Annotated in this window: 2 tRNA genes and 2 rRNA genes (1 of these 4 cut by a window edge); all 4 read right to left on the bottom strand. The window is 45.7% G+C overall.

Annotation, left to right across the window (positions count from 1 at the left end):
- Window positions 1-1,157, bottom strand: a 23S ribosomal RNA gene (locus tag BOQ62_RS04530) (it extends 1,601 nt beyond the left edge of the window).
- A 203-nt stretch (window positions 1,158-1,360) separates the two neighbouring features.
- Window positions 1,361-1,434: transfer RNA gene (locus BOQ62_RS04525), tRNA-Ala, on the bottom strand.
- Window positions 1,435-1,521: 87 nt separating this feature from the next.
- Window positions 1,522-1,595, bottom strand: a tRNA-Ile gene (locus tag BOQ62_RS04520).
- A gap of 214 nt (window positions 1,596-1,809) precedes the next feature.
- Window positions 1,810-2,500: ribosomal RNA gene (locus tag BOQ62_RS04515) — 16S ribosomal RNA — on the bottom strand; the annotation flags it as partial.

Raw genomic sequence — 2,500 nt, 5'->3', positions numbered from 1 at the left:
CTAAAATACAAATCCATAGCTTCGGTAATATGTTTATGCCCGATTATTATCCATGCCGGACCGCTCGACTAGTGAGCTGTTACGCACTCTTTAAATGAATGGCTGCTTCCAAGCCAACATCCTAGCTGTCAATGCAGTCCAACCGCGTTGCTTCAACTTAACATATATTTGGGGACCTTAGCTGTTGGTCTGGGTTCTTTCCCTCTCGGACATGGACCTTAGCACCCATGCCCTCACTGCCGTAGAACATTTATTAGCATTCGGAGTTTGTCAGGAATTGGTAGGTGGTGAAACCCCCGCATCCAATCAGTAGCTCTACCTCTAATAAACTTATATACGACGCTGCACCTAAATGCATTTCGGAGAGTACGAGCTATCTCCCAGTTTGATTGGCCTTTCACCCCTACCCACAGGTCATCCGAAGACTTTTCAACGTCAACCGGTTCGGTCCTCCACTCTGTGTTACCAGAGCTTCAACCTGCCCATGGGTAGATCACAAGGTTTCGCGTCTAATCCTACTAACTATACGCCCTATTCAGACTCGCTTTCGCTCCGGCTCCGGTACTTAATACCTTAACCTCGCTAGTAAAATTAACTCGTAGGCTCATTATGCAAAAGGCACGCCGTCACACCATATAGGTGCTCCGACCGCTTGTAGGCGTACGGTTTCAGGTTCTATTTCACCCTTCTATTCGAAGTGCTTTTCACCTTTCCTTCACAGTACTTGTTCACTATCGGTCTTTCAGGAGTATTTAGCCTTGGAGGATGGTCCCCCCATATTCAGACAGGATTTCACGTGTCCCGCCCTACTCATTTATCACTTAAATATGCCTTTCATATACGGGGCTATCACCCTCTATGGCTGTTCTTTCCAGAACATTCTATTAAACATAAATTAGCTTTTGGGCTAATCCGCTTTCGCTCGCCACTACTTACGGAATCTCTTCGATTTCTTTTCCTCCGGGTACTTAGATGTTTCAGTTCTCCGGGTTTGCTCCTCCTAAGAGGTGACTGGTCTTCAACCAGCCGGGTTGCCCCATTCGGACATCTGCGGATCAATTCGTGTGTGCCAATCCCCGCAGCTTTTCGCAGCTTACCACGTCCTTCGTCGCCTCTGAAAGCCTAGGCATCCGCCATACGCCCTTAACGATTTCTTTCCTAATATTAAATTAGTTCAGTATTTTTTGATAAATTCTCATTTATCGATATTTTTATAAACTCGGCACTCGAAAGTGCTCGGTTATCTCTTTGTGATGTCTTTACCGTTAATGTCAATGATCTTAATTTCTTTTCTTCATACTGATGAACAGATGTTGTTATTGGCTCCATCCGTAACTTTTAAATCAGTACTCCAAAACTGTGGAGAATAAGGGAGTCGAACCCTTGACCTCCTGCGTGCAAGGCAGGCGCTCTAGCCAGCTGAGCTAATTCCCCCTCTAGTCAGATGTTAGATGGTAGTAATTAGATAGTAGTGTAAAAACTAACTTCTAATTTCTAGGCTCTAACCTCTATTTCAATTAGTAGTCTCGGGCAGGCTCGAACTGCCGACCTCTACATTATCAGTGTAGCGCTCTAACCAGCTGAGCTACGAGACTGTCTCTTAGACGTAAAGATGATAGATCCGAGATAATAGACTTTTTACTTTCGCCTTTTAACTTGTTTCTTTCTTCTTTGTCTCTCTCAATCCCTTTACTAATTTCTAGTGGGTTTTGTATTTTTAATATAACCAACCAAACAAAAAACTAAAGCTTTACTTTAAGTAAGTAATGTACTTGCGTACTAATTTTGTTTATCGTCTTAAGACGCTCTAAATGAGATGTTCCAGCCGCACCTTCCGGTACGGCTACCTTGTTACGACTTAGCCCTAGTTACCTGTTTTACCCTAGGCAGCTCCTGTTACGGTCACCGACTTCAGGTACCCCAGACTTCCATGGCTTGACGGGCGGTGTGTACAAGGCCCGGGAACGTATTCACCGCGCCATGGCTGATGCGCGATTACTAGCGATTCCAGCTTCATAGAGTCGAGTTGCAGACTCCAATCCGAACTGAGACCGGCTTTCGAGATTTGCATCACATCGCTGTGTAGCTGCCCTCTGTACCGGCCATTGTATTACGTGTGTGGCCCAAGGCGTAAGGGCCGTGATGATTTGACGTCATCCCCACCTTCCTCTCTACTTGCGTAGGCAGTCTCACTAGAGTCCCCAACTTAATGATGGCAACTAGTGACAGGGGTTGCGCTCGTTGCAGGACTTAACCTAACACCTCACGGCACGAGCTGACGACAACCATGCAGCACCTTGAAAAATGTCCGAAGAAAAGTCTATTTCTAAACCTGTCATTTCCCATTTAAGCCTTGGTAAGGTTCCTCGCGTATCATCGAATTAAACCACATAATCCACCGCTTGTGCGGGCCCCCGTCAATTCCTTTGAGTTTCATTCTTGCGAACGTACTCCCCAGGTGGCTAACTTATCACTTTCGCTTAGTCTCTGATTCCGAAAA

This window comes from Chryseobacterium sp. CH21, from assembly GCF_004119445.1.
Classification (GTDB): Bacteria; Bacteroidota; Bacteroidia; order Flavobacteriales; family Weeksellaceae; genus Chryseobacterium.
The sequence above is the reverse complement of the archived record's forward strand: the minus strand, read 5'-3'. Positions and strand labels throughout refer to the sequence as shown.